The sequence below is a fragment of the Paenibacillus sp. FSL H3-0329 genome (assembly GCF_037963285.1).
GTDB lineage: Bacteria > Bacillota > Bacilli > Paenibacillales > Paenibacillaceae > Paenibacillus_AQ > Paenibacillus_AQ odorifer.
Map to the genome: position 1 here is coordinate 6842169 of NZ_CP150150.1, position 22993 is coordinate 6865161.

Annotated in this window: 24 protein-coding genes and 1 tRNA gene; 2 read left to right on the forward strand and 23 right to left on the reverse strand. The window is 43.7% G+C overall.

The window, feature by feature from the left end:
* Positions 1 to 173: 173 nt before the first annotated feature.
* From NSQ66_RS30185 to rpsF, 15 genes are all read right to left on the reverse strand, one after another.
* Positions 174 to 818 carry a hypothetical protein gene (locus NSQ66_RS30185; protein ID WP_038573956.1) on the reverse strand — a complete coding sequence of 215 codons (645 nt, stop codon included), beginning with the start codon at positions 816 to 818 and terminating at the stop codon, positions 174 to 176.
* A 190-nt stretch (positions 819 to 1008) separates the two neighbouring features.
* Positions 1009 to 2295, reverse strand: a complete 1287-nt coding sequence (locus NSQ66_RS30190) for an adenylosuccinate synthase (RefSeq protein ID WP_036677809.1) — start codon at positions 2293 to 2295, stop codon at positions 1009 to 1011.
* Positions 2296 to 2506: 211 nt separating this feature from the next.
* A complete protein-coding gene (gene dnaB / locus NSQ66_RS30195; RefSeq protein WP_036677807.1) occupies positions 2507 to 3868 on the reverse strand; it encodes a replicative DNA helicase in 1362 nt (453 codons plus the stop codon).
* A gap of 1 nt (position 3869) precedes the next feature.
* A complete protein-coding gene (rplI, locus tag NSQ66_RS30200; RefSeq protein WP_036677804.1) occupies positions 3870 to 4316 on the reverse strand; it encodes a 50S ribosomal protein L9 in 447 nt (148 codons plus the stop codon).
* Positions 4313 to 6319: a DHH family phosphoesterase gene (locus tag NSQ66_RS30205; RefSeq protein ID WP_036677802.1), complete on the reverse strand. Its 2007-nt coding sequence runs from the start codon at positions 6317 to 6319 to the stop codon at positions 4313 to 4315. Before NSQ66_RS30205 ends, rplI begins: the two co-directional genes overlap by 4 nt.
* A gap of 11 nt (positions 6320 to 6330) precedes the next feature.
* Positions 6331 to 7248 carry a DUF2232 domain-containing protein gene (locus NSQ66_RS30210; protein WP_036677800.1) on the reverse strand — a complete coding sequence of 306 codons (918 nt, stop codon included), beginning with the start codon at positions 7246 to 7248 and terminating at the stop codon, positions 6331 to 6333.
* 6 nt (positions 7249 to 7254) lie between these two features.
* Complete coding sequence (locus NSQ66_RS30215; protein ID WP_170914153.1) at positions 7255 to 7557, reverse strand: MazG-like family protein; 303 nt, start codon at positions 7555 to 7557, stop codon at positions 7255 to 7257.
* 223 nt (positions 7558 to 7780) lie between these two features.
* A complete protein-coding gene (locus tag NSQ66_RS30220) occupies positions 7781 to 8206 on the reverse strand; it encodes a CBS domain-containing protein (RefSeq protein ID WP_036677795.1) in 426 nt (141 codons plus the stop codon).
* 194 nt (positions 8207 to 8400) lie between these two features.
* A complete protein-coding gene (locus NSQ66_RS30225; protein ID WP_036677792.1) occupies positions 8401 to 9426 on the reverse strand; it encodes an LCP family protein in 1026 nt (341 codons plus the stop codon).
* Between the two features lie 323 nt (positions 9427 to 9749).
* Positions 9750 to 10694 (reverse strand): D-alanyl-D-alanine carboxypeptidase family protein, encoded by a 945-nt coding sequence (locus tag NSQ66_RS30230; RefSeq protein WP_036677789.1) that lies wholly within the window; start codon positions 10692 to 10694, stop codon positions 9750 to 9752.
* 84 nt (positions 10695 to 10778) lie between these two features.
* On the reverse strand, positions 10779 to 12497 hold the full coding sequence (gene opp4A, locus NSQ66_RS30235) for an oligopeptide ABC transporter substrate-binding protein (RefSeq protein ID WP_076105179.1): 1719 nt from the start codon (positions 12495 to 12497) through the stop codon (positions 10779 to 10781).
* A 193-nt stretch (positions 12498 to 12690) separates the two neighbouring features.
* Entirely contained in the window at positions 12691 to 14640 is a 1950-nt protein-coding gene (locus NSQ66_RS30240; RefSeq protein ID WP_076140567.1) for a DNA mismatch repair protein MutS, read from the reverse strand.
* Between the two features lie 516 nt (positions 14641 to 15156).
* The gene (gene rpsR, locus NSQ66_RS30245) at positions 15157 to 15429 is read right to left on the reverse strand and encodes a 30S ribosomal protein S18 (protein WP_036651767.1); all 273 of its coding nucleotides are present in this window, start codon (positions 15427 to 15429) and stop codon (positions 15157 to 15159) included.
* 21 nt (positions 15430 to 15450) lie between these two features.
* Positions 15451 to 15957 (reverse strand): single-stranded DNA-binding protein, encoded by a 507-nt coding sequence (ssb, locus tag NSQ66_RS30250; RefSeq protein WP_036677780.1) that lies wholly within the window; start codon positions 15955 to 15957, stop codon positions 15451 to 15453.
* Between the two features lie 48 nt (positions 15958 to 16005).
* Positions 16006 to 16290 (reverse strand): 30S ribosomal protein S6, encoded by a 285-nt coding sequence (gene rpsF / locus NSQ66_RS30255; RefSeq protein WP_036677776.1) that lies wholly within the window; start codon positions 16288 to 16290, stop codon positions 16006 to 16008.
* A 217-nt stretch (positions 16291 to 16507) separates the two neighbouring features.
* On the opposite strand from rpsF, the gene NSQ66_RS30260 reads away from it, so the two are divergent.
* On the forward strand, positions 16508 to 16705 hold the full coding sequence (locus NSQ66_RS30260) for a YjzC family protein (protein ID WP_036677774.1): 198 nt from the start codon (positions 16508 to 16510) through the stop codon (positions 16703 to 16705).
* A 367-nt stretch (positions 16706 to 17072) separates the two neighbouring features.
* Here NSQ66_RS30260 and NSQ66_RS30265 read toward each other — a convergent pair.
* The 4 genes from NSQ66_RS30265 to NSQ66_RS30280 form a co-directional block, all read right to left on the reverse strand.
* Positions 17073 to 17163, reverse strand: a tRNA-Ser gene (locus tag NSQ66_RS30265).
* Between the two features lie 43 nt (positions 17164 to 17206).
* Positions 17207 to 17419 carry a DUF951 domain-containing protein gene (locus tag NSQ66_RS30270; protein WP_036677772.1) on the reverse strand — a complete coding sequence of 71 codons (213 nt, stop codon included), beginning with the start codon at positions 17417 to 17419 and terminating at the stop codon, positions 17207 to 17209.
* On the reverse strand, positions 17419 to 18459 hold the full coding sequence (locus NSQ66_RS30275; RefSeq protein ID WP_076140566.1) for a mechanosensitive ion channel family protein: 1041 nt from the start codon (positions 18457 to 18459) through the stop codon (positions 17419 to 17421). Before NSQ66_RS30275 ends, NSQ66_RS30270 begins: the two co-directional genes overlap by 1 nt.
* Positions 18460 to 18480: 21 nt before the next feature.
* Positions 18481 to 18726, reverse strand: coding sequence for a DUF3343 domain-containing protein (locus NSQ66_RS30280; protein ID WP_036677843.1), 246 nt, complete (start codon positions 18724 to 18726; stop codon positions 18481 to 18483).
* A 119-nt stretch (positions 18727 to 18845) separates the two neighbouring features.
* On the opposite strand from NSQ66_RS30280, the gene yyaC reads away from it, so the two are divergent.
* Positions 18846 to 19454: a spore protease YyaC gene (gene yyaC, locus NSQ66_RS30285; RefSeq protein WP_036677770.1), complete on the forward strand. Its 609-nt coding sequence runs from the start codon at positions 18846 to 18848 to the stop codon at positions 19452 to 19454.
* Here yyaC and NSQ66_RS30290 read toward each other — a convergent pair.
* From NSQ66_RS30290 to NSQ66_RS30305, 4 genes are all read right to left on the reverse strand, one after another.
* Positions 19426 to 19926, reverse strand: a complete 501-nt coding sequence (locus NSQ66_RS30290) for a DUF4446 family protein (protein ID WP_038573966.1) — start codon at positions 19924 to 19926, stop codon at positions 19426 to 19428. The genes yyaC and NSQ66_RS30290 overlap by 29 nt on opposite strands.
* Positions 19927 to 19962: 36 nt before the next feature.
* Entirely contained in the window at positions 19963 to 21108 is a 1146-nt protein-coding gene (locus tag NSQ66_RS30295) for an aminotransferase class V-fold PLP-dependent enzyme (protein WP_038573968.1), read from the reverse strand.
* Positions 21109 to 21305: 197 nt separating this feature from the next.
* Entirely contained in the window at positions 21306 to 22148 is an 843-nt protein-coding gene (locus NSQ66_RS30300) for a ParB/RepB/Spo0J family partition protein (RefSeq protein ID WP_036677764.1), read from the reverse strand.
* Positions 22141 to 22902, reverse strand: a complete 762-nt coding sequence (locus NSQ66_RS30305) for an AAA family ATPase (protein ID WP_036677762.1) — start codon at positions 22900 to 22902, stop codon at positions 22141 to 22143. Before NSQ66_RS30305 ends, NSQ66_RS30300 begins: the two co-directional genes overlap by 8 nt.
* Positions 22903 to 22993: the final 91 nt, after the last annotated feature.

Genomic DNA, 22993 nt, shown 5'->3' on the forward strand with positions numbered 1-22993 from the left:
GTTAAGGAGGTTACAAAAAATTAACCTCTTGAGGTCCTTGTTTACTGTACCATAGCTTAGAGAAAAATTTCAACTTTAGACATAACAAAAAACCCGCCAAATACGCGGGTTTTTTTGCGCAAATATGAAATTTTAACCTTTTTCATGTGTCTATAAAGTGACAATTACAAATGCTATTGCGTAGATTCTGTAGTTGGTGTAAGCATTTTCATTATGCTCTCATATTCGTCTGCATCAACATATTTTGCAATTACCTGCTGCAGCTCTTTAACCTCATCTTCTGTTAATCCATCCTCCATCGCTGTTGAAATTTTTGCCATCTCATCCTGGGGTAGTTTGGACATCAAAATATTGAATATATTTACCTTCTCTTCCGATGGAAGATTATCTTTAAAGTCACTGAGTGCCTCAGGTGTCATTACTAATTGTTGGTCACCAACACTTCCACTTCCGCTATCAGCTGAACTTTCGGTTGTAACTTGCCCCATAACTGGTAAGGCATCAGTCGGAGTATTATCATCTACGGGCTCACCCTTGCCTTTAGCTGGCGAATCCGTGCTTTTGTCGGTCTCCTTGCTAACTGTACTCCCTGTGGTTACTTCTTTATTAGCTGTATCCGAGTCAGATTTGTTATCCATGCCAATAATGCTCCGAATCATTCCTCCAAATCCCGGACCGGGAGTATTCACTTTAATATCGAAGCTAGCCAGTACCGACTGAATATAAGCATTTACAACCACGCCCGTTGTTAGAATTGAAAGAGTGCTGGCAAGTACCACAATCAGACATACGCTAAGTGCACGCTTCACGATCTTCATCTTCATTTCTCCTCTCACCTATGTTCAAGTCTATCTGGTAGATCATGTACATGTTCTTCTATACATCCAGTATTGACTAGAACCGGCCTTGGGAAACGTCTAGGCATAAATCTAGGCCCCAAAAGAGAGAGATATAGTCCTCAGAACAAAAAAAAGAGCCTCTAACGAGGCTCCTTAGTATAACTAGGTTTTAGATATAAATTGGCAATACTTGATTCGTCTGCTCACGGTTACGACCCACTGAGAAGATAGCAATCGGAATACCCGTAAGCTCAGATACACGTTCAACATATCTGCGTGTATTGGCTGGAAGATCATCCAACGTTTTTGCAGAAGTAATATCTTCGCTCCAGCCTGGAAGCTCTTCATATACCGCTTCGCATTCTGCCAGCATTTTGAGGCTAGCAGGGTAATGAGTAATTACCTCACCACGGTATTTGTAGCCTGTGCAGATCTTCACAGTCTCAAGTCCGCTAAGTACATCCAGCGAGTTAAGAGATAGCCCTGTGATTCCACTTACACGACGAGCGTGACTCACAACTACACTGTCGAACCAGCCTACACGGCGCGCACGTCCGGTAACTGTGCCATATTCATGACCTGTTTCACGGATATAATCACCTGTTGCATCATTCAGCTCTGTAGGGAACGGGCCATCTCCAACACGAGTGGTATAGGCTTTTGCAACCCCAATAACCTGTTTGATTTTGGACGGTCCCACACCAGAACCTATGCATACCCCACCGGCAGATGGGTTGGATGAAGTAACAAACGGATACGTACCTTGATCGATATCAAGCATTACTCCTTGCGCACCTTCAAACAACACTTTGCGATCCGCATCAATGGCTTCATTAAGAATAACAGAGGTGTCTGTTACATAATTACGCAGCACTTCTGCATATTCCAGATATTGAGTCAGAATCTCTTCTACGTTAAGAGCTTCCGCACCATAGACCTGTGTAATCACTTGGTTCTTCTCTTGCATCAAGGGGCGGAGTCTCAGTTCGAATTCCTCAGCGTCCATCAAGTCAGCAATACGGATACCGTTGCGTGCTGCCTTATCCATATAACAAGGACCGATACCTTTACGTGTAGTACCAATCTTGTTCGGACCCTTACGGTCTTCTTCGAGAGCATCCAGCACCATATGGTATGGCATAATGACATGAGCACGATCACTGATCACTAAGTTCTTAGTGTCAAAACCGTTCTCGTGAATATAATTAATTTCTTGGATCAAGGCAGCCGGATTAATAACCATTCCGTTACCAATTACACAAGTTTTCTCTTTATAAAATACACCCGAAGGGATCAAGCTGAGCTTAAACTTCTCACCGTCAATCAGAATCGTGTGACCGGCATTATTGCCCCCTTGATAACGGGCGACCACATCTGCACTTTCCGCTAGAAAGTCAGTGATTTTCCCTTTACCTTCGTCTCCCCATTGTGTTCCCACGACGACTACCGTTGACATGTTCATTCCTCCGTAGGTGCTACTTAGCACCATTATTTTTCATAATATGGGCCCTATACGTCATTCTTATGTACGTGGCCCTCCGGACGCCAAGCAGATTTAACCCGCTAAAGGACAATTCTCAGTGTAACAGCGGTTTTTTTCAAAGTCAAATAAAACGAACGATTACACAAAGAAATGTGCAATCGTTCGGGAATTATACATGTCAGGTTTAACCAGCAAAGGGTTCCGCATGTGCTCGCTCGTAGTTAACGAACTTGTTGAAATTTTTAAGAAAGACCAGTTCTACCGTGCCTACGGGACCATTACGCTGTTTAGCTATAATGATCTCAATAATATTCTTCTTCTCCGTATCCGCATTGTAATAATCATCACGATACAGAAACGCAACAATATCGGCATCCTGCTCGATAGAACCCGATTCACGCAAGTCACTCATCATTGGACGTTTATCCTGACGCTGCTCTACACCCCGGCTTAACTGCGACAGGGCAATAACCGGCACATCCAGCTCACGGGCAATCTGCTTCAATGTACGAGATATATCCGATACTTCCTGCTGACGGTTCTCTCCGCCTTTACCGCGGCCCTGAATGAGCTGCAAGTAGTCGATGACGATCATGCCAAGTCCTTTTTCCTTCTTCAGTCTCCGGCACTTTGCACGAATATCGGTTACCGTGATACCTGGTGTATCGTCGATATAAATCTCCGCTTCAGATAGAGACTGAATGCCCATCGTCAGCTTGGACCAATCATCATCACTCTTGAAGTCACCGGTACGCATAATATTGGCATCTAAGTTGGCTTCAGCACAAATCATCCGCTGTACCAGCTGTGGCGCTGACATTTCCAGACTGAATATCGCAACAGTTTCTTTAGCGCGTACTGCCACGTTCTGTGCAATATTCAGGGCGAATGCAGTCTTACCAACAGATGGACGAGCCGCAACAATGATCAGATCGTTACGTTGGAATCCGTTAGTCATATGATCTAAATCCACAAATCCGGTTGGGATACCTGAGGTACCCCCCTTATTTTGATGAAGCAACTCAACCTTGTCGAACACTTCCATCAAGACATCGCGGATCGCAATAAATCCACTGCCGCTTCGCCGGTTGGAGATTTCAAGAATACGCCGCTCTGCATCACTCAGCATATCGGCTACATCTTCACCGCCAGTATAACCTTCGCTCACAATCTGCGTGGCTGTGCGAATCAAACGGCGCAGCATGGCTTTCTCTTCGATAATCTGGGCGTAGTATTCTACGTTAGCAGCAGTAGGCACGGCATGCGCCAGCTTAGCTAAGTAGCTAACACCACCAATATCTTCAAGCTCTCCTTTGTCCTGCAGTCTGGACGTAAGTGTAACAAGATCAATCGGCTGGCTCTCTTCTCCGAGCTGCACCATCGCCTCAAAAATCATTTGATGCGCTTTATCGTAGAAGTCTTCAGTATTCACCCGTTCCATTGCAGTAATGAGCGCTTCATCCTGCAACAGAACCGCACCAATTACCGCCTGCTCGGCTTCAAGATTCTGCGGGGGAACCCGATCGAAAAAGAGATCTCCACCCATGTTACTCCTCCGTTACCTCAACCTTAAGTGTGGCCTTTACTTCAGTATGCAATTTTACGCTTACTTGAAATACTCCTATATGGCGAATTGGCTCACCTAATTCAATCTTGCGCTTATCAATAGTAATTCCTTTGGTGGAAGCCAGTGTCTCAGCAATCTGTTTGCTTGTAATAGCGCCGAATAAACGTCCGCCTTCACCTGATTTTGCTTTCATTGTCAGTGTTAACTCGTCAAGCTTCTTACCCAATTGCTGTGCTTCTTCTTTTTCGTTATCTTTACGGCGTTGTTCAGCAGCTGCTTGATTCTCCAGCGTCTTCACGTTGCCTTCCGTTGCCGGACGAACCAATCCACGTGGCAATAAGAAGTTGGAAGCATAACCTTCGGATACCTCTTTAACCTGACCTTTTTTACCTTGACCCTTAACATCTTTTATGAAAATGACCTTCATTCGAATAACCCCTCTTTCGATTCGATTTCCGCCAGCACCTGCAGTAATCTGGCTTCTGCTTCTTTACATGTTCCTTCAAGCTGTACTGCGGCATTGGACAGATGCCCACCGCCGCCTAATTTCTCCATCACGACCTGTACATTCATACGTCCGAGTGATCGGGCACTAATGCCAATCAGGCCGTCAGGCCGCTCGCTGATGACGAATGAAGCGACTACGTTGGTCATCCCAAGCAGCGTGTCCGCAGTCTGAGCAATAAGAAGCTGCGGGATTTTCATGCCTGGTGCCGTAACTACGAGCGCGATTTGGTCATACACCATTCGCGCATGTTTGATAATTTCGGCTTTGGAAATATACTCCTGTAAATCCTCCTTCAGCATGCGCTGAATAAGTACGGTATCGGCACCATTCCGGCGCAGGAAGCCTGCCGCCTCAAAGGTACGCGAACCCGTATGGAGCGCAAAGTGCTTTGTATCCACCGTGATCCCCGCTAACAACATTGTAGCATCCAGCGGACTGATCTTTACCTTCTCATGGATATACTGAAGCAGCTCTGTCACCAGCTCACAGGTCGATGAAGCGTAAGGTTCCAAATATACCAATACAGCATCATTAATGAACTCTTCACCTCTGCGGTGATGATCCACCACTACGATTCTGCTGGCATATTGTACTAGCCGCGGCTCCATCGTCATAGACGCCTTATGTGTATCCACAACAATAAGCAGGGTATGCTCTGTCATGATCTGTAGGGATTGCTCCGTTGTGATGAATGACTTATACAAATCGTCATCCTTACGAATCTGCTCCATCATGTTAGTTATCGATGGATTTGGAGTCTCCATCACAATGCTAGCCTCTACATTATACATCTGCGCAGCCCTTAACAGGCCGATTGCAGCACCCACAGCATCGATATCCGGTGTCCGATGACCGAGGATCAGCACACGATCGCTCTCCTGCATCAGATCCCGCAAAGCATGCGCAATGACCCGCGCCCGCACTCGGGTACGCTTCTCAGCAGCATTACTCTTGCCACCGTAGAAGGATAACCGTTGGCCTGCTTTTACAGCCGCCTGATCACCACCTCGGCCCAGCGCCATGTCTAGACTGGATTGGGCCAATGCCCCTAATTCACTTGCAGAGTCTGCGCCAAAGGCCAGACCAATACTCAGTGTCATAGGTACCTTGAGATCAGCAGTCATTTCTCTGACTTCATCTAGAATCACGAAGCGGCTCTCTTCCAACGCTTGCAGGCTACGATGATTAAGCAGCATTAGATAACGTTCCGAGGACAACCGCCGCAGATAAACCTCAAACTGCTTACTCCATTCAGTGATCTCACTCGTCACCTTAGCAATCAGCGAGGTTCGCTGTTGATCATCCATTCCTTGAGCGGATTCATCCAGGTTATCCATCATCACTATGCCGATCGCCAGCTTCTCATCCTCATACCGCTCACGTAACACCACAAGCTCAGTGATATCATACAAGTAAAGAATACGCTCACTCGGAATAATGACAGCTTGATAAAATCGTTCATCCACGGTGATCTCAAGGCGGGTGTCATGGAGCACACCTTCTTTGCCGACCTCCCGCTTACCCGCTGCAGCACCTGTAAAAAAAGACTGCATATCAGGCAATAATTCTTGCAGTGATTCCCCAACTAAAGACTTGCGTGCGAAAATATCGCCGGCATAGCGGTTATTCCATTCCACCGTTCGATCCTCGCTAAACAGAATGATTCCAAGCGGCAGCATGCTGACTGCTTCGCCCTCTACCCGCTTAATGCGGAAAGACAGCCCATTAATATATTCCACCAGATTACGGCGGAACGAGATCTCCGCTTTCAACATATAGAAGCATAAAGTACCTGACAGAAACAGACCGGCGACCCCAAGCGCCCAGTTATAAACACTGACAATTATAATAAGGACCAACAGCAGCATGAACGCCCATACGGTATGATAGCCGTGCCAGCGTCTTTGCAGAAATTTAGGCATGAACTCTCACCCTATCGTTTCGATTTGGTCACATACTCCCGCAGTGGGAACGCAAGATCAATAATACCAATAATGCGCAGCGGCGGCAGTAAAATAACCGGTATCGCTAACAAAACGGCAGACATCTTGTTCCATTTGCGTTCATGCGCCAGGAAGAAGAAAAATCCGATGGCCTGAATCATAAAGCCAATTCGCAGCAATGGCAGAAGATTGGCAGAAATCATGAGGATGAAATTGTTCTCCGACCCTGAGAAGAAGAGCTGTAGAACAACACCAATCAGATAGTACCAAATAAACGATCTCGAAAGTCTCCATTCACGTGCAGGCTTCATCTTAGGCACTGCATAATTCATACTGTTCAGAATCGGGCGGGCAATAGCATGCGTAATCACAGCAATCATGAAGGAGCTTACGATTAGAGTCATAGGGATCATTTGGACCGTCATATGACTTATCTTGTTTACATCCTCAGTTGAAAATCCAATATCAGTGAGCAGAGGATTGGTAGTTCCGAGCTCGGACAGAGGTGAATTAACCATTTGTAATACATCGTTCACATAGGTAGACAGGTCAAAATTAAATAATGCCGTACCCAGCAGCAAAAGCAGCAGGAACTGTGCAAGAATCGTAACCGTACCTGCGATCACAGTAGACATGGCCGGGGCATGTCTTTTATACCAGCGCCCCATAACCAGAGCCGGTATTAAGAAATACGCAGCTATCAACAGATAAATTGGTGTAATCAAGCCTACAATCAGCAACACCGGCAATACATGCAGCACAAATTGTCTCGTGTTCAGTGTAGTAAACAACACTACTGCCGGAACAATCATAAACAGGGTAGTGATGATGAGGAGTGGAGTCGTTAAACTAAGCAGCAAAAGTAAGTATGCTACGCTCCAAGCCACAGATGACCAGCGAAATTTCAACAGTATTCACCTCTTACGCATATGTTCTTCTAAAGCAGATATATCTTGGTACCAATCTTCCAGTTGATGCCCTTCCTGCTTGTGCTTTCTAAGCTTCTCCAGTAGCAAGTCATCTAAAGAACGATAAGGAATCCCTAGTCTGCGGCCCAAAATATAAGAGCTCATAATCAAGCTAGCCAGACTGTCACCGACACGGGTAGTACTGCCTTCCCATAACGCTTTAAATAACCGTGAAACTTGATCAATCACTTCGGTTTTCAGCCATTCAATTACCTTGGCGCGCTTGGCTACATCCAGATCCTTCGGCACATTGGACACGTCTCTCTACCTCCGGCAAAAAGCTTTATTCTCCATTATAGCATAAAAAATTCGGTGTCACACTGGACGCCCCGCGCCCCTTAAGTATGCTTCAATCCATGCTGACTATGCCTCTTTTTGGAGAGGAGCTTTCTTTAAAAAAGACCCGCATTCCGTTATCGCCGGAAATACAGGCCTTGTTCCGATAGCTTCTATAACCGCGAATACACTGGGACTATAATGATTCCTGTGATTGTCTTGTTACAAATTTCTCGCAATACTCTATGACTTGACTCCGGCGAACAATTCCAATAAACCGGTTCATATCATCGACCACAGGTACAAAGTTCTGCACCTTAGCCAAATTAATTAGATCTTCCATATCCGCATCAATCGAGACCGGCTTGTTATTCATACGTAATGGAACGTCCTTCAGCAAAAATTTTGAAGCGTTCTCAAACGAAACCTTGCCCTCCGACTCTTTCATGTACCAGAGCAGATCACCTTCCGTTACCGTGCCGGCATACTCTCCATTACGGTTAAGAATCGGGACTGCTGTATAGCGGTGAAACTCCATCCTCTCAAGCGTTTGGCGCAGCGTAGAATCGAGCGTTACGCAGGCCACCTCCTGTTTCGGAAGTAAAAAAAATGCAATATTCATCTCTTGATCCTCCTCAAAGAGTTCCGAAGGAATTACGGTTCTTTAACTTCCTTTTACTGCCATGCCAATGTGATTATACGTAGCAGCTAAATAATAGTTCCAATTCATTATAACATGAAGACAGTAAGCAGCAGCCATGAGAATGTTTATGGCTGCTGCAATTTATTTATATGAGTTTAGCTTTCCAATTAGAATTACTGCGTAACTGCTGTTGCTTTGGGCTCGAGTGCATTACTTGCTTTTCCCGGCTCAATCAGTTGATCTACTGGTGTTCCTGCATTCATCCAATTATCAATCAGCGCCTTAGCTTCACGCAAATCCTCTTCATCAACGATATCATAATAAAGTCCGTCAATACGTTTTCCTTCGCCCATTACCGTAAAGCTTGAGATATCCATGTCTTTGCCGCCCATGAATTTCTTGGCCAGACTAATGATCATTGAAGGCTCTATATCGGTCTTAAAATTATTGCCCATAATATCCAGCAGCTTTGGAATATTGCCGATTTGGCTGATCGATAACATTTTATTAGCTACAACATCAATAAAAACCTGTTGGCGTTTGGTCCGGTTAAAGTCACTATCTTCACGGTAGCGTGTATAGTTAAGTGCTTCTTGACCGTTATAATTCGACTTTCCACCCTCGATCGTAAACTTTTCATGGTCCTTACCCTTGTTTACAATGTCCTTCTTGATTGGCAGCGGAACGCCTCCAATAGCATCAACGGCATCCTTGAGCCCTTGAAAGTTAATGGTGGCATAATACTGAATATCATGCTCCAGCAGTGCTTCCAGAGTATCCTTAGCCATTTGCTGCCCACCAAAAGCATAAGCATGGGTAATCTTATCTTTTTTATTATCGTTATGCCCAATAATCTCGGTATACGTATCACGTGGAATAGAAATAAGCAGAATTTTGTAATCCTCTGGGCGAACAACAGCATACATCATCGTGTCCGAACGTGCGGTTTCATTGTCGCGTTGATCAGTCCCGAGCAGCATCAGCGAGAATGGATCGCTTTTGTATACAACCGGCTCTGGCTTAACCTTATTCTCATCCTTAAGTGGCTGGTAAGATTCTTCTTTCAGCTTGCTTTCTACCCGATCGGACAAAAAGAGGTCAAAAGCTAATACGGCCAAAGAATTTCGAAAGAGAAAACCTCCCGCTATAATAACGACGAGAACAATTAGCGCAATGTATCTTTTCTTTATTTTTTTCATCTTTGATTCCTTCTTTATTGTAGAATAATTGCACGTACCATATATTTACAATGCCTCCTGATCGTTCTCAGGCAGTCATGGTTTTATTTCTCTCGGCGGCGAATTTACTGTCCCTTATTCCATTATCTTATTGTCCCCCCTTTCAGGAAATTCGGGTCATTCTAAATTATAGAAAAAAAGTTTTTTTGTGTTTCTAAAATAATATGGGATAAAACAATATTTCTATTGTAATCACTAAATTGATAAAAAGAAACAACAAATACCGACATGAATAGGGAAAAAGCACCATACCAAGTAATAATTACTGGTATGATGCTCCAAATTTAACTTCGAATCCCAAGGGCATGTATAATATGTTTTACCCGTTCTCCATAATGTAAACCGCGGAAAAACCCATAATCGAACAATTTAGCAGCACCCTCAAATCGGCTGCCATAAGTCTCCGCCCCCATAACGACCGCAATAAGCCGGTGCCCCTCCCTCTGGGCTGATCCCGCAATACAATATCCCGTCTGGCTATCATATCCAGTCTTCAACCCATCTGCTCCATCGTATGCGTAAGCGCCGCCCATACCTGGAAGCATAAGGTTGCTATTACTAACATATAACCCTTTATCCTTTAATTGCATCTGTGTACGACCGGAAATATTCAGTACATCAGGATGATTATGGATTAGCGCAGCTGCCAATTTGGCTGTATCCCTCGCTGTCATCATCGTCTGGCCACCGATATGCGTAGGCTGACGAATGATACCAAGATCCTTGCTCGACAATCCAGAGGCGTTGGTAAATACCGTATTAGGAGATAAACCTAAACTACGTGCTCTATCATTCATCATAAGTACAAAAGAATCCTCTGATCCTGCCATATATTCTGCCAATGCAACTGCAGCATCATTAGCAGAATATATGGTGATGCCTTCGAATAGCTCCCTTACTGTATAGAAATCTCCTCGTTTTAATGAGAGACTCATACCTCCCATTTGACTGGCGTAAGCACTAATAGGGACTCTATCCTCCCACCTAAGGGTTCCAGAGGTTATGTGATCCAGCACAATCATTTCAGTCATTAATTTAGACACACTGGCCGGTGGCATAGGCACATCGCCGTTTATATTGACCCATATGTCTCCACTATCCATATCTAGCAGCACTGCTGAACCCGCGTCAATATCCGGTTTAAAGCCCAACTCGATAGGCCTCCACACCGTAATTAAGACAACGACTATCAAAGCTGCACCAGCCCATATTAATATCCGTCTCTTCATCGTTGTCATCCTCCATAATATATATGACGAATGAAACAGCAATTTGATTTCACTTTTTGCGTAATTTTTTTTATTTTTTTTAATTTAGTCCTTTATCCACCATTTATTAGGCTCAATTATGGAGCCCAAAGAATCAACACGCACACCTTGTAGACGTTTATTGACAGCAGTAATGCTTTCTCTTTCCGCAAAAAAGATCATAGGAACCTCTTCATTCACTAGCTTCTGCCATTCATAATAGATTTGTTGTCGATAATCTCTATCATACGCCTTCATACTTGTGCCATCGCGAATCAATTCTTCATTCCGCTCCGAGGACCAACGTGGGTAGTTCCACAAATCATTCTCTCTCCAGAGACCTGAAGGATCAGGATCATTAGCTAATCCCCATACCCCGTTAAACAACTCAATGGACGGATCATCAGCCTCTACTGCTTCATAGAAGGTGTTGAGCTCTTTTAACGCCCCACCATTAAGCTGCACATCAAGTCCCACATTTCGCCAATCCTCCAGAATAGCAGCAGTTCGTAACTCCGCTGAATGACTGCCTAGCATAGAATCATAATTAATAACTAACTTTTCTCCTTTTTGATCCTCACGCAGGCCATCTCCATCAACATCTACAAAACCAGCCTCATCAAGCAGCTGCTTCGCTTTTTCCGGATCATAGGGATACGTATTAATCTGACTATCAGGGATCTTCGCCCAGCTTGCACTGGAAACCGGAGTTTCTATAGGCTTGCCTAACCCATGAGAAAATGATTGAATGATCCCCTCCCGATCAAGTGCATAATACATCGCCTGACGTAATCTTTTATCCGCAAATTTAGGGTTATCCATTACGATTTTTTCAGCTTCACTATCCCAATACCCAAATTTAAACCCTATATACTCATAAGCAAGCTCATTTGATTGTAAAATATTAATATTATCGAGTTTACTCAACTTTTCATAAGTATCTCGTGGGGCATTCTCTATATCAATTACGCCTTGTTCAAACAGGCTGATGATTTCCTTGTCATCAAATACCTTATACAACACACCATCCAATAAAGCCTTACCTTTATAGTATTGATCAAAGCGCTTCATCTCCACCCGCTGGCCAGGTTCAATAAGGCTCACCTCAAAGGGACCAATCCCTATCGGATTTTTTCGCATCTGATCACTCTCAGGCATATCCTTAACAGCGACTCCAGTATAATATTTTTTATTCATCGGATACGGCCATAGATTATCAATCGTATTTACGCGGGCAGCTGTCATTGTTATTTTCAAAGTATAAGGATCTATAACCTTAAGACCTGTTATATTCTTCGCCTCACCTTTATGATAGGCTTCCGCACCTTGAATCATTTCCACACTATAATAACGTGATCCGGTGTAGTCTGGACTAGCAATAGTCTCCATCGCAAATTTCCAGTCCTCTACGGTCAGTTCATCTCCATTATGCCAACGGATTCCCGGTTTGATTTTAAAGGTAAATATTCTATGATCCTCGGACTCCTGCCAAGTGGCGATATTAGGAACCGTTGATAAATCATCATCTATCGTAAACATGGCCTCAGTAATAAACTCCAGCACATGAAAATCATCTTCACCTTCATAAAAAGCAGGCTCAAAGAAGCCCATAAACGGCGATGAGTATCCATAAGTAACTACTCCGCCAGTCTGTGGCTTTTCGACCACCTCATTGTGATGTAAAGATAATGAATTACTGCTGGTACCTGCTCTGCTGCATGCTGACAATACAGTAGTCATCACGAGCATTGTTAACAAGAACCCGCATATCTTCTTATTCTTCATGTGTTCCTTCCCTTCTCTAGTTGAACGTATATCTACATTTAAGCTATGGAATAAATATTTACTGTAACAAAGTTTTAGAATGGTTACAATAACTTCTAAGCTTTAGGCCTATACTCCTGCTTGAATTTACGCATATTTCATAGTATTTATAAAAAAAGAGGGACCTACCTCATAGGCAGATCCTTTTATTACATTATTCTTCATCCTTATGCGTAATTCTCAGGCCTTCGACATGCTTACGCTGCATCAATTTACGCTTTTTACGGGTATCCTTGCTCTCAAAAATTATATCAAAGTCATATTCCTCAGGATACAGCTCATCTTTGGATAGATATGGCTTTAAACGTTTATGATTAATCCGCATTTTTTGCTTCTGGATCATCACTCCGACCATTCCTAAGTGATCTTTTTTCTCATAAACAATTCCTATCCGCCCCAGTGAAGTTACAAGAACGGCATCACCAATTTCATACTGGGTCTGCTTCTCCTTATCGCTCAGTGATTCCACAGACTTTTCTTCTTTTTCAAAATCCTCTATAACAGGTGCAGTCTTCCCTTTCTCTCCCTCTTTGCTAAAAAGACTTGCCCATGCCGACCCATCACCTTTCTGCAGCCTTTGCTGCTGCGCCTCAACGATCTCCCACGATCGCTTGATAACGTTATCCTGGATACCCAGCTTTTTAGCAATTTGCAGAGCATAACTCTCCCCCGCTTCTCCGATAGTCAGACGATACAACGGCTGCAGCGTTTCTTTGTCGAATTCCATTCGTGCATTTTGAAAACCGGCTGTCGCAGCGGCAAAGGCTTTTAGCTCGTTAAAGTGGGTTGTGACGATAATATTCGCCCCTTTACGGCTCAGCTCTTCCAGAATGGCGATTGAGAGGGCGATTCCTTCCCCAGGGTCTGTACCTGCCGCCAGCTCGTCAATGAGCAGCAGCACCCCTTTAGAGGCATCTCTCAGCATTCCCTCAATACTCTTCATTTGTGCCGAAAATGTACTGAGTGATTGGGCCAAACTTTGTCCGTCTCCGATTACACTGATCACATCCGTAAAGACCGTAAACTCACTCCCCTCCTCGACCGGAATCAACAACCCCGATTGAGCCATGAGGGTCAGCAGCCCGAGGGTCTTGAGCACCACCGTTTTCCCGCCTGTATTTGGACCTGTAATGATTAGGGATTTATATCCCTTCCCTATCTCCAGGCTAATTGGAATCATGCCCTGCAGCATGGGATGTCTGCCTCCGTTCATCCTTAGAAAACCCCTATCATTTAGAGTAACCTCAGATGCTCCCAGCGTTCGTGCATATTTTGCTTTGGCAAAAATAAAATCATAGGTGCCTGTAACCTCGATATTTAGGCGCAGTGCAGTTTGTTCCTGTTCTACCATGCTGGTCAGCATACTGAGGATCACAGCTTCTTCACGTGCCTCTTCTCCTAATAACAAATCCAGCTCAATCTGCATGGAGGCGATCTCATCTGGTTCGATGAACACCGTCTGTCCACTTGTGGATTGATCAAGTACCGATCCCTTTATTTGCTTATGATACTCCCGCTTTACGGGGATAACGTAACGTCCACCACGCTGACTATAAATATTCTCTTGCAAAATCGATTGATGGCGCGACATGATCCCGTCAATTTTTTTATGAAGACGTTCTTTAGCTACGCCAATCCGTTTACGAACCCGCTCTAACCCCTTACTAGCTCCATCATCAATTCCCCCAAAGCGGATACAGCGGTCAATTGCTTCCCGCACATGATTTAATTCCAGCAGCGAGGAGGCATAAGCAGCAATCCGGGGAGCACTTTGCTCTTTAGAAGCCATATATTTGCGCAATTGACTACAGCTCTTTAGAAATGTAGCCACTGCAGTGAAGTCTTGCTCACTGTACAGATATCCAGTCCCCATTAGTGACATGATCCACTCAATCCCCTCTAATGAAGGAATCGGTACACTGGACCCCCGCTCCAGCAGCTCTTTAGCTTCAGACGTTTCCTCCATCGCTCTTTGAATGGAAGGCAAATAGGTCATAGGCATAAGCTCTTCTACAGTTTTCTTTCCTACATAAGATACCGCATGACGGCTAAGCTCGGTTTTAATAATTTCGTATTCCAACGTGTTTAGACTTTGTAAATTCACAGCAAATCCTCCTTATTGATCTAACTATTTTTTTGGAACAAAATCTCCCTAACGCAAAAAGGACAAAGAATGCCACTATGGCAGTCCTTGCCCTTCTTTTTATACTATTGTTCTCTGGCGTTTTAAGGTCCCCCTATAAAAGCCAGGGTGGCCGAAAAACAAAAAAACCGTGCTCTAAGAGCACGGTTAATTACAAAGAGAACAATAGCCGTAAAGAGGCCATATGACGCTTCGTGTGTTCTTAACTAAATCATCCACCGTTAGGAACAACAGACATCTGTGCGAGACGGACTCAAATAGAGCACGTAAACGCCAAAAGACGAGCCTGCTAAAGCCTTCCTAATCCAGTGTTATGAAATTGCTAGTTAAGAACGGTCACCAACATCAATATTTCCCCTTTTATTATAGGATAGCTGTAATTTAACACATTCCAGATTGAACGTCAAACGTAATCCGCACGCTGGCTTTTCACAACAAAAAAAGCAGCCGGTTTCCCGACTGCTTCTATAAAACGTCCTATTCCGTTGTGTAAGGAAGCAACGCGATTTGACGCGAGCGTTTTACAGCAATGGTAAGAGCGCGTTGGTATTTTGCACTTGTACCTGTTACACGGCGTGGCAAAATCTTTCCACGTTCGCTGATGAACTTCTTAAGAAGTTCAGTATCTTTATAATCAATGTGAGTAATCTTGTTCACAGTGAAAAAGCAAACTTTTTTACGCTTGTTGCGTCCACCACGACGTGCTGGTCTTTTGTCGTTGTCAGCGCCTTCTCTTGGTTTAAAAGCCATATTCTTTTCAGTCCTTCCTAATTAAAATGGCAAATCATCATCCGATATATCAATCGGTTTACCATCGCCCGAAAAAGGATCTTGAGTATTGTTGTTACGCGAGAAATTATTGTTGTTATTTCCGCGTCCAGCGTTACCACCGCCACCATATGCTGGCTCTTCAGGCATACTACTTGCACCACTTGAAGTATTTCCACCTTCACGGCTTTGTGAAGATTCCAGGAAACGAACATTATCAGCAATAACTTCAGTTACGTATACACGTTTACCTTCGTTATTCTCATAGTTCCGCACTTGGATGCGTCCTTCCACTGCTGTCAGACGACCTTTGCGCAAATAATTGGCACAGGTTTCTGCTAGCTGTCTCCAGGTAACAACCGGGATGAAGTCTGCCTCACGTTCACCGTTCTGGCCCGTAAAGTTACGATCTACGGCAAGCGTAAATTGAGTTACGGCAACACCAGCGGGAGTATAACGAAGTTCCGGGTCACGGGTCAACCGTCCGATCAAAATGATACGGTTCAACAATTCTGGTCCCCTCCTTTAGAGCGATTCATTACAAAGCTTGTCAAGATCTTAAGCAACGTCGTTCGTAATGAGATAACGAATAACTTCGTCAGAAATCTTCATAAGACGTTCTAATTCAGTAACTACTGCAGGTTCTGCATTGAAGTTAACCAAAACATAAACGCCATCACGGAATTTCTTGATCTCATACGCAAGACGGCGTTTACCTTGCACTTCGTGCTTTGTAATTTCCCCGCCATTGGAGATGATGCCTTGGAATTTATCGACTGCTGCTTGAACAGCTTCTTGTTCAATGTCAGGACGAATAATGTACATCACTTCATATTTGCGCATAATTTTCACCTCCTTATGGTCTGAGGCCCCTAATCACGTCAGGAGCAAGGAACGAGCACAAACATAGACTCGCACCTGATTAATATACCAAAACGAGCAGCAGAGTGCAAGCAATATTAATACCGGACAACCCTCCACCCTCTTTTTACATGAAAAAAACCCTACCTGCGCACAATAATCAGTGAATTCATCTGCACTTAAGGAAGGAGCGATAATGATGGGCGAAAAGACGGAATATGAAAAAGGCGACAAAGCCCCCAATCCAGGCATGTATACAGAGGTAGGTGAAGCGCGAAGCTTCCATACCGAAATTCAGAATCCACAGCATATTAAAATGGAAAAAGGGGATACCTTCCCCGAGACCAGTAACAAAAATCGGAAGTGGAAAAAGGTTGAAAAAGCACGTGTACATTAATTAAAAATAAATGTGTATAAAAAAACGACATTACACCATACTATTCTCAGGCAGTACAAAAGAGAGGTGTGGTTCCGTTGGCCGTCGTAGACGAACACAATCACAGGATATCTGATTCAGCATCTATTGTTAGCTGGGAATAGTAGTGGGTTATTGTCTAAAAAGCAGTAACCTCAGCAACGCCTAAATCACTTTAGTAGCTATATACAGAGAAATTCCAACATCATTGATGTACTGCCTCTTAAAGAAGGACCCGAAAGGGCCCTTCTTTTTGCATGTTATGATCTTTTGCAAACAGCTCATTGGACACAAAAAAACCTCCGTTACAGGAACGAAGGATTCATTAAAATGTTATATTATGCTGAAGTGGCGGAGAGGGTGGGATTCGAACCCACGCACGCTGTGACACGCCTAACTGATTTCGAGTCAGCCCCCTTGGGCCTCTTGGGTACCTCTCCGCAGCAAAAATAATTGTATCATGCAGACATGCCATTTGCAAGCTTAATTATTGTCTGTATTTCCCTCTGCAGAACGCAGTACCTTCTTCATATTCTTCTCGAATTTCGCCCGGGGAATCAGAACACTGTGCTGACATCCTGTACACTTAATGCGGATATCCATCCCCATACGAATGATCTCCATCTCATTAGAACCGCAAGGGTGCTGTTTCTTCATCTGTACAATATCTCCAAGCTGAAAAACTTTACGTTCCACTACCCTTCCCCCTTTTTCCCCTCTTGTGTAGCTGCGATTTGGCGTCTTGATCGAGTGTCAGGCGTATCCGATACTTCCTGCTCATTTTCTGTTTTTCCCAGTTCAATTTCAACCTTTGCTTCTTCTTCTGCCTTCAAACGAGCTTCCTCTTCGGCTTGAGCAGCTTGAGCCTGCTCTAGACTGCTTAGTTTCTCTAGTGCCTGCTTAATATCATTCTGAATCTGTCTCTCCGCAACCTCTTTTGCATTGGGTAAACAGCTAGCCGCTATACGAATTACATATTCCGAAGTACTCATGGACTGTATACCGAGCACATTAGGATAAGCAAGCACATTAGAGTTACGCTCTTCTATTCCCTTTAACGCTTCTCCAATCAAACCTAGCGTGGCCTCCAAGCTGCGCTCCATTTTTACAGGAACATCAACTACAGCCAATGCATTCGAGAGAGAATAATTGGTCACGTTCGTGATTAATCCATTCGGGATAATAAATACTTCTCCAGTTGTGCTTAACAGCCTGGTTGTTCGCAGTCCGATTAATTCTACAGTTCCTTTATAGGTACCTGTTTGAATCACATCACCCACTGCAAATTGATCCTCTAAAATAATAAAGAAACCTGTAATAACATCCTTCACCAAACTTTGCGCCCCAAAACCTACTGCTAAACCAAGTACACCCGCTCCAGCCAACAATGGTGCCAAATCGAAGTGGAACTCAGAAAGCACGAGCATGATCATCACAAAATTACAGATAACTGTCACTACATTTTTCATCAATTCCCCAACCGTAGTAAACCTTCGTGTGTTGGACAGAAGTCTGCCACCGGTTTTACGCTCAAGCGAACGATCAATAATATTAGAAACAATTTTAATAATAACCCGGGTTAAGAGAAAAATAACAAGAATCCGTAGACCCGCAAATAATACATCCGCCCACATATCAGCATCGGTAAACCAATTCCACACCTTATCTTTAAAGCGAATGGCATCTTTTAATGTATCCGCACCGGGTGTATCAGCCTCCAGTATCCACATATTCATCGCATGTACTCCTCCCTACCCCTAAATCAGTATGTAGTTCTCGTTGTGTTTTCCGTAGATGCCGCGTATTTCTATTTCTTGCTCAACTATAATCTTTTTTACCTCTTCCAGCGCATTTTGAAAAAACTGAATTGAAATTGCACAGCCTGCGGTGATTTCCTTCGGAGTTGGAAATATATCAATTTCTATTTCAGCATACTCAAGCAGCATTTCAGCACGAAGCGCCTGCTGGGTGGAGTCAAACGCTATTAACATCTCATCCTGCATATACGTCAAGCCTCTCCATAGGTTTATCGTCCTATCTCTTGCTGCTGTAGTATAAAACCCCTCTTCTATCCATATACTAGATACCAACAAATAGAATCACCTTTAGAAAGGAAGATGGTATGAACTCCTCATCCAAGGCTACAGCAGCGCAAGAAACGTCCTGTTTAAAAATATCACATACAGATCCCGATATCTATTCCGCAATTACTCATCGGCTACTTTTTCACTTTTCACGCACGCGTCCAGAGACTCAAATTATCGTCATCTGTGTAGGCACTGATCGCTCCACCGGAGATTCTCTCGGTCCTCTTGTTGGTACTGCATTATCCCGTTTTCATAGCCCGTTGTTTCATTTATACGGTACCCTTGAGGAACCGGTTCATGCCGTCAATCTTGAAGAGACTTTGTCGCTAATTAATGAAAAATATAATAACCCGTTTGTCATCGGAATAGATGCCTGCTTAGGTCACTCTACTAGTGTTGGCTGCATCCAAGTCGTTGAAGGCCCCCTCAGACCAGGAGCTGGCGTAAATAAACAATTGCCGCCGGTTGGGGATATCCATTTGACTGGAATCGTTAATGTCGGCGGCTTTATGGAGTATTTCGTATTGCAGAATACACGGCTAAGTCTAGTCATGCGATTATCTGATATTATCGCTACAAGTCTATATTCTGCTTTAAAACAATGGAACCTACATGCTACTTCTGCTGCAACGCGAGAGTTATAACTTCTTTCTCTTCCGGCGATAAGGCATATTGTGACTCCCCATTTTGCATAGGCTTGGAGTAAATATATGAGTTCTCACGATTATGAAGGCTGGTTAATACAATGCCACTGCTATTGTCATCCAGAATAGCCACCGAGAAGCTCAAATCATTACCACGTTCACCGAAGGCATTATAACGCTTGAGAGCGATATTTGACTTCATGCTGCGGATTTTGACTTGGGTAGCTTCTATCAACGCTTTTTGCTCACGTTGTTCTTCTTCCAGCATGTCGCTTTGGTTCTTCAGATCAACCAGAAGGCCTTCCAGATCCTCCACACCGCTTCCTGCCATCATGGCCTCATATTTGCGCCGTATAGTCCGCAGCTTAGCTCCCTGGGCGATTACAGTCACTATCAGTACTAGCATAATTACTACGAAACCAAACACAAACCACTGCAACTGTTCATTAATTAATTGATTCATTTCAGACATGAATGGACCATCCTTTTTATTTATCTGCTGCGGGCATCAGCCATATAACTCATCCATAGCAGCTAGCATTCTGCTTATATTATGCTCTGTTGTATCTACGCCTACACTCGCCCGAACAGCACCACTTTCTAGTGTATCAACAGCCTTATGTGCCAGCGGGGTACAATGCATACCCGCTCTGACGGCTATTTTATACTCACGATCTAGACGGTGAGCTATATTCGCCGATTCTTCCCCATCCACTACAAACGACACAATTCCAGTTCTCGGAGCCCCTAATGTGGGTCCTAATAGTTTAATGTTTGGAATATGGGACAACCCCTCCATCAGCAGTTGAGTCAGCTTCCACTCTCTTTCGTGGATAACGGTTGTCCCTATCGATTTTACCTTTTGAACACCGGCTAGTAAACCAGCAATTCCTACCGCATTTTGCGTTCCCGCTTCATACCGATCTGGGCGAACGGAGGGTTGTTCACTATTCTCAGATTGACTGCCTGTGCCTCCATGCATTAAGGGCTCGAGATCCAATTCAGGTGATATATAGAGTCCACCAGTCCCTTGTGGTCCAAGCAATCCTTTATGCCCAGGAAAAGCTAATAAGTCAATATTCATCTTTTTTACATCAATATCAAGCGAGCCTGCACTTTGAGCAGCATCCACTAGAAATATAGCACCCTTTGCTTTAGTTAGATCTCCGATTTCACCAATGGGAAGTATACTACCTAGTAAGTTGGAGCTATGATTACAAATTACCATTTTAGTGTTTGGTCGAAACGTTTTGCCCAATTCCTTCAAATCCAATTGACCCGCCCGATCCACCTTCAGATAATCAACACTTATTCCTAGTGACTTACGTAAATATTCCAAAGGTCTCCGCACAGAATTGTGTTCAGTCATTGTGGAGATTACATGGTCCCCTGCTTTGAGCGTACCTCTAATCGCCATATTTAATGACATCGTAGTGTTTTGGGTAAACGCTATGTCTTGTGCATTAGAAACCCCAAACAACTCCGCCAGCAAACTCCGGGCTCTCACCAACACCCGTCCGCTTCCCATGGCCAGCGAATAATTTCCTCTACCAGCATTTGCTCCCGACTGCAAAGCATTCATCATCGCAGCTGCCACCTCTGGAGGTTTAGGCCAGGACGTAGCCGCATGATCCAAATATACGAAGTCTTCCATAACCCCGCTCCTCGTCTCATACTCTTTTTCATTAAGAAGAAATAACGTTGTCACCCTTTATTGATAATAACCTTATCTGTAGAAAATATAAGGATAATATTCAGCTCTACTTTATACATCCTTATATTTTGAAAAAACATACCCCTACTTATCCGATTACGGATAGCTCAGGATATGTTCTTGGCATAGATACCCATTTAGTTACCCAATAATTCCAACAGTCTTTCTAAGTCCTGCGCACTGTAGTAATTCAGTTCAATCTTCCCTTTTTCCTTACCTTGTTTTATCTTAACCGTTGTTTTAAACCGTTCACGCAATACTTCCTCTACATTATCAATATAGGGATCACGTTTAACAACTTTAATCTTTGTACCGTTCGTCGGCTTTCGATCCAGATTTTTCACCGTTTCTTCAAGCTCTCTTACGCTCCATTGCTGTTCCACGCATTGTTCAGCCAATTGTTTAATAACTTCCGGATCTTTCAAGGCAACAATAGCTCTCGCATGTCCCATAGACATTGTTCCACGTGAAACATATTCTTTTACTTCTTCCGGTAAAGTAAGCAATCTTAGGAAGTTAGCGATGTGTGATCTGGACTTCCCAACTTTCAGAGATAGCTCTTCTTGTGTGAGTGAAAATTGATCCATCAAACCTTGATAAGCAACTGCGATTTCCATGGCGTTTAAATTTTCACGTTGCAAGTTCTCAATCAGGGCGATCTCCATAACCTGTTGATCACTTAGATTTCTTACGACTGCTGGAATCGTAGGTTTACCACAATATTGCGAAGCCCGGAATCTGCGTTCCCCGGCAATGATTTCATACCCCTTCAAAACACTCCGTACAATGATCGGTTGAATCACGCCATGTTGTCTGATAGACTCAGCCAATTCCTGGATTGCTTCTTCATTGAAATCCTTGCGTGGTTGATAAGGGTTAGCTCGCAATTGAGCTAATGGGATTTCTACTACCTTATCATCTTCATTAATAGATAAAGAAGGAATCAGAGCATCCAGACCTTTCCCTAAACGTTTACTCATAAGAAATCACTTCCTTTGCCAACTCTAAATACACTTCTGCTCCCTTTGAGCGAGGATCATAAGTAATAATGGATTGTCCATGAGACGGTGCCTCACTTAAGCGGACATTCCGAGGAATGATAGTTCTGTAAACTTTTTCCTGAAAATACTTTTTAACCTCTTCGATGACTTGGATCCCTAAATTCGTACGGGCATCCAACATGGTTAATAATACTCCCTCTATTTTCAAATGCGGATTAAGATTTTTTTGCACTAGACGCACGGTGTTTAAAAGCTGACTCAACCCTTCGAGCGCATAATATTCACATTGAATCGGAATGATTACCGAATCAGCAGCTGTAAGGGAATTGATCGTCAAAATCCCAAGGGATGGAGGACAATCAATGATGATATAGTCATAATTATTTTTAACCGCATTTAAGGCTTTTTTCAATTTCAACTCTCTGGAAATCGTTGATACTAATTCGATCTCCGCCCCTGCTAATTGAATAGTCGCTGGAATGATGTGCAGTCCTTCATTTTGAGTTTCAAGTATCGTTTCTAGAGGATTTACTTCATTAATGAGAATGTCATATATACAATTCGCTACGTCCGCCTTGTTGATGCCAACGCCGCTGGTAGTGTTGCCTTGAGGATCGATATCAACTAGAAGCACTCTTTTTCCTAATGTAGCCATACCGGCACCTAGGTTCACAGAGGATGTTGTTTTACCGACACCGCCTTTTTGATTTGCTATGGCAATAATCTTGGACACTAATTTCACCTCGAATAGTTAGGAAGAATCTTCTCGTAGATCGCAAGTACAAACGGCCAAACTATGTTACTTTATATAGGCTAAAACTCTA

What these genes read in the sequence shown, in the direction of transcription:
- NSQ66_RS30185 (WP_038573956.1), bottom strand. Translation starts at nt 818, where the DNA reads ATGAAGATCGTGAAGCGTGCACTTAGCGTATGTCTGATTGTGGTACTT.
- NSQ66_RS30190 (WP_036677809.1), bottom strand. Translation starts at nt 2,295, where the DNA reads ATGTCAACGGTAGTCGTCGTGGGAACACAATGGGGAGACGAAGGTAAA.
- dnaB (WP_036677807.1), bottom strand. Translation starts at nt 3,868, where the DNA reads ATGGGTGGAGATCTCTTTTTCGATCGGGTTCCCCCGCAGAATCTTGAA.
- rplI (WP_036677804.1), bottom strand. Translation starts at nt 4,316, where the DNA reads ATGAAGGTCATTTTCATAAAAGATGTTAAGGGTCAAGGTAAAAAAGGT.
- NSQ66_RS30205 (WP_036677802.1), bottom strand. Translation starts at nt 6,319, where the DNA reads ATGCCTAAATTTCTGCAAAGACGCTGGCACGGCTATCATACCGTATGG.
- NSQ66_RS30220 (WP_036677795.1), bottom strand. Translation starts at nt 8,206, where the DNA reads ATGAATATTGCATTTTTTTTACTTCCGAAACAGGAGGTGGCCTGCGTA.
- NSQ66_RS30225 (WP_036677792.1), bottom strand. Translation starts at nt 9,426, where the DNA reads ATGAAAAAAATAAAGAAAAGATACATTGCGCTAATTGTTCTCGTCGTT.
- NSQ66_RS30230 (WP_036677789.1), bottom strand. Translation starts at nt 10,694, where the DNA reads ATGAAGAGACGGATATTAATATGGGCTGGTGCAGCTTTGATAGTCGTT.
- opp4A (WP_076105179.1), bottom strand. Translation starts at nt 12,497, where the DNA reads ATGAAGAATAAGAAGATATGCGGGTTCTTGTTAACAATGCTCGTGATG.
- rpsR (WP_036651767.1), bottom strand. Translation starts at nt 15,429, where the DNA reads ATGGCTTTTAAACCAAGAGAAGGCGCTGACAACGACAAAAGACCAGCA.
- rpsF (WP_036677776.1), bottom strand. Translation starts at nt 16,290, where the DNA reads ATGCGCAAATATGAAGTGATGTACATTATTCGTCCTGACATTGAACAA.
- NSQ66_RS30260 (WP_036677774.1), top strand. Translation starts at nt 16,508, where the DNA reads ATGGGCGAAAAGACGGAATATGAAAAAGGCGACAAAGCCCCCAATCCA.
- NSQ66_RS30275 (WP_076140566.1), bottom strand. Translation starts at nt 18,459, where the DNA reads ATGAATATGTGGATACTGGAGGCTGATACACCCGGTGCGGATACATTA.
- NSQ66_RS30280 (WP_036677843.1), bottom strand. Translation starts at nt 18,726, where the DNA reads ATGCAGGATGAGATGTTAATAGCGTTTGACTCCACCCAGCAGGCGCTT.
- yyaC (WP_036677770.1), top strand. Translation starts at nt 18,846, where the DNA reads ATGAACTCCTCATCCAAGGCTACAGCAGCGCAAGAAACGTCCTGTTTA.
- NSQ66_RS30290 (WP_038573966.1), bottom strand. Translation starts at nt 19,926, where the DNA reads ATGTCTGAAATGAATCAATTAATTAATGAACAGTTGCAGTGGTTTGTG.
- NSQ66_RS30295 (WP_038573968.1), bottom strand. Translation starts at nt 21,108, where the DNA reads ATGGAAGACTTCGTATATTTGGATCATGCGGCTACGTCCTGGCCTAAA.
- NSQ66_RS30300 (WP_036677764.1), bottom strand. Translation starts at nt 22,148, where the DNA reads ATGAGTAAACGTTTAGGGAAAGGTCTGGATGCTCTGATTCCTTCTTTA.